This is a genomic window from Skermanella sp., from assembly GCF_059503625.1.
The window spans coordinates 1-3,605 of the sequence record NZ_JCACHA010000166.1; the positions used below are offsets into that span (position 1 = coordinate 1).

At 64.6% G+C, this 3,605-nt stretch carries 3 protein-coding genes; 2 read left to right on the forward strand and 1 reads right to left on the reverse strand.

The window, feature by feature from the left end; genetic code table 11:
• Positions 1-27: 27 nt before the first annotated feature.
• Complete coding sequence (locus tag AC5JJ6_RS04455; RefSeq protein ID WP_496040888.1) at positions 28-258, reverse strand: hypothetical protein; 231 nt, start codon at positions 256-258, stop codon at positions 28-30.
• Positions 259-968: 710 nt separating this feature from the next.
• Here AC5JJ6_RS04455 and AC5JJ6_RS04460 point away from each other — a divergent pair.
• Positions 969-2,009 (forward strand): sugar ABC transporter substrate-binding protein, encoded by a 1,041-nt coding sequence (locus AC5JJ6_RS04460; RefSeq protein WP_496040889.1) that lies wholly within the window; start codon positions 969-971, stop codon positions 2,007-2,009.
• A gap of 34 nt (positions 2,010-2,043) precedes the next feature.
• Positions 2,044-3,549 (forward strand): sugar ABC transporter ATP-binding protein, encoded by a 1,506-nt coding sequence (locus AC5JJ6_RS04465; protein WP_496040890.1) that lies wholly within the window; start codon positions 2,044-2,046, stop codon positions 3,547-3,549.
• Positions 3,550-3,605: the final 56 nt, after the last annotated feature.

Consider the following 3,605-nt stretch of genomic DNA (forward strand, 5'->3'; position numbering starts at 1 on the left):
TCGGTCCCGCAGCCTGCCCCGAGCCCATCAGCCCGCTGCCGTTGGAAGCGCCGAAGATGCTGTCTCCCCCAACAGGCCGGGGTCCACCTGATTGGTGATGCGCGGATCGGCGCCCGCCCGGAAATGGCAGGTGGCGCAGGCGACGGTATCGCTTCCGACCGTCTGATCCCAGAACAGCGCCTTTCCGGCAGCCTGAACCCACGACAGGTTCGACACGACGCCGGACAGGTCGGGGAGGGCGGGGGACTTGCCCTTCAAGGATCCGATCGGCCGCGGCGGGTCGGCTTCCACGGCTTGGGACCAGCCGGTCCCAGGCAGGGCGAAGCATGTTGCAAAAGCGACCAATGAATAAATAGGCAAGCGAGTGAGAAACTTTTTCAAACCCGCCGTGGCGTCTTTGTTTCCCAATTACCCCTCCACCAAAGATATATAGCCGCCTTCTTCACATGGCGGTCAGTCGGGAGACGAACGGGTCGAGGTTTACTTCCCAATCCCGGATGACTTTTTTGAGGTTCCGTTTTTTCCTGGGAATTTTTCTGAAGGATGCCGGCACCCGAAAGGGGTAGGCGGCAGGAGCGATATCGATAGGTGTTTTTTCGATGCCCCGGAGGCTGTGGTGGGAGGATTCGGTGTCGGAAGCGGGGTAGGGGCGAATGGCTTTTCCATATTTAGCCTAAGCCTTAGCCATACTGAAAAATGGTATAATACTATGAGTCGTCGTGAGCGTAGACGGCAAGCTGGCCCGCCATGGGGCTGCGGATGGCAAGGTCTCTCCGGCACGGGATCGCCTCACGCCGCCTCCCGACAATCGCCCTAGCCCGGATGGGTAGAGTTACGACCGCAAAAGCCTATGTCACACTGCCCGCGCCGGGGAGGAATGGAAGCCATAAAGGCTCCGCTTCGGCATCGGACCGAGCCGCGATCGAGCGGTACGGCCCGCAAGGGATAACAGTTCGGGAGGAACTCCAATGTCCAGCAAGGGAGGAGCGCGGCAGCCGTCGCGGCGCAGTTTCATCCGTGCCGCCGCCGCATCGGCCGGTGCATCCGCAGCATTGTTCGGCGGCTTCGGCTTCAATCCGGCGCTTGCCGCCGAGATGGCCAAGGAAGTTTCCCGGTCGGAAAAGCCGCTGAAGGCAGCTTTCTCCAACGCCGGCTTGCAGGCTACCTGGTGCGCCCAGGGCAAGCGCGCCGCGGAATGGTGGGGCAAGCTGCTGAACGTCGAGATCACCTGGTTCGACGGCGAGTTGAGCGCCACCAAGCAGCGCGCCGCGATCGACAACATGGCGTCGCAGAAGTGGGACTTCGTCGCCATCCAGGCGTTCGGCATCGGCACGCTGACGGCTCCCGTCAACAAGATGATCGAGGCAGGCACGCCCGTCATCGACATGGACACGCTGATCGCTCCGCTGGAACAGATCAACGTCCATAGCTTCCTGGCTCCCGACAACGAGTTCATGGGCGCTTCCGTCACCCAGGCGCTGCTGGACGCCATCGGCGGCTCCGGCACCATCATCATGACCCAGGGCGCCCTTGGCCATACGGGTGCGCAAGGGCGTGCGCGAGGCTTCGAGTCGGTCGTCAAGCGCTTCCCCAAGGTCGAGGTGCTGGACACCACCCCGGCGGACTGGGACGTGACCAAGGCCGTCCGCATCTGGGAAACGCACCTGACCAAGTATCCCAAGATCGACGCCGCCTTCTTCCACAACGACGACATGGCGCTGGCCGCCTGGAACGTCATGAAGGCGCGCAACCGGACCGACATCAAGATCGGCGGAGTCGATGCGATGCCGCCGGCGCTTCAGGCCGTCACGGAAGGCCGGATGCACGCGACGGTGCGCAACCCGTCCTGCCGCATCCATGGCGGCGCCGTGCTGGCCGGAGTCGCGGCCGTGCTGAACGGCGAGAAGTCGGGCGAGGGGATTCCCAAGCACATCATCCCCGAAGGTCCCGTGGTCACCAAGGCCAATGCGCCCGGCATGCAGTGGATGCAGGATCACTTCCTGATCTGACGATCCGATTCAGTGAAATACCGGGAGCATCGGAATGGTATTTGGTGGTGACCGGCCGCTGCTGGAACTCTCCAGCATATCCAAGTCCTTCGGCGGGGTCACCGCCCTCCGGGATGTCGATTTCACCCTTCACGCCGGCGAGATCCATGGTCTGGTCGGCGAGAACGGGGCCGGCAAGAGCACGCTGATGAAGATCATCGCCGGGGTCCACACGGACTATGGCGGCACCATGCGGATCGACGGGGAGGAGCGGAACTTCCGCTCCGCCCGCGATGCGCTGAAGGCCGGCATCGGCATGGTCCATCAGGAACTCAGCATCGTGCCCGACCTGTCGGTCGCGGAGAACGTCTTCCTGGGCAGCCAGCCGGTGACGCGGTTCGGCCGGGTCGACTGGCGGGGCATGAACGCGCAGGCGGCGGCTCACCTCCGCAGCCTGGGCATCGACGTCGATCCCAGGGTGCCGATCGGATCGCTCCCCATCGGGCTTCAGCAGATGATCGAGATCAGCCGCGTGCTGTTCTCCGGCGCCCGGATCATCATCCTGGACGAGCCGACCTCCGCCCTGTCGCCGCCGGAGATCGAGCGGCTGTTCGGCCTGCTCCAGTCGCTCCGGCAGTCCGGCCGGAGCATGATCTTCATCTCCCACTTCCTGGACGACATCCTGGGCGTTTCGGACACCGTGACGATCTTCCGCAACGGCCGGAAGATCGTCACGGCCGAGGCGGCGGGCTTGCGCAAGAGCTTCCTGATCGAGCACATGATCGGGGCGGGGCACGAGGACCTGGAGGAAAGCTACACTTCCGAGATGATGCTCGACAGCAAGCCGGATGCCCCGGTCGTGCTGGAAACGTCCGGCCTGACGCTTGGGCGTGCGTTCCGCGACGTGTCGCTGACGGTGCGGGCGGGCGAGGTGCTGGGGATCTACGGCTTCATGGGGTCCGGCCAGCTCGAACTGGCCCGCGCGCTGTTCGGCAAGCTGCACCCGGAAAAAGGGACGGTGGCGATCGAGGGCCGGCAGGTATCGCTGAAGGGCACGGCGGCGGCACGGCGGGCGGGGATGGCATTCGTGCCGGAAAGCCGGCGGTCGATGCTGTTCAGCCACGAGCCGCTCTACAAGAACATGTCGATCAGCATCCTGGGCCGGCTGCATCCGCTGCTGCTGCGTCCCAATGCCGAGCGCGAGATCGCCGAGCGGCACGTCGTCAGCCTGGGAATCCGGCCGCCGCGCGTCGACCAGCACCTGGGCACGCTGTCCGGCGGCAACCAGCAGAAGGTCGGGCTGGCCAAGTGGCTGACCTACCTGCCCAAGGTCCTGGTGCTGAGCGAGCCGACCCGCGGAATGGACGTCGGAGCCAAGGACGACGTCGTCAAGATCGTCCGGGGACTTCGCGACCAGGGGATCGGCATCGTCGTGGTTTCCAGCGAGCCGGAAACCGTGCTGTCGCTCGCCGACCGCATCCTCGTCATGAGAAAGGGCGAGGTCGCCCGCGAGTTCGTCAGCGAAGCCGTCAGCAAGGACCGCCTGCTGGACGCGGCTTGAGGGACGAGGATGAAACGGGTGTTGGGCCCTGGCCCAACCTACGAAGCAGGAAACCG

Excerpts from the sequence above, each read along its gene's own strand:
- AC5JJ6_RS04460 (WP_496040889.1), top strand. The coding sequence starts at position 969 with ATGTCCAGCAAGGGAGGAGCGCGGCAGCCGTCGCGGCGCAGTTTCATC.
- AC5JJ6_RS04465 (WP_496040890.1), top strand. The coding sequence starts at position 2,044 with ATGGTATTTGGTGGTGACCGGCCGCTGCTGGAACTCTCCAGCATATCC.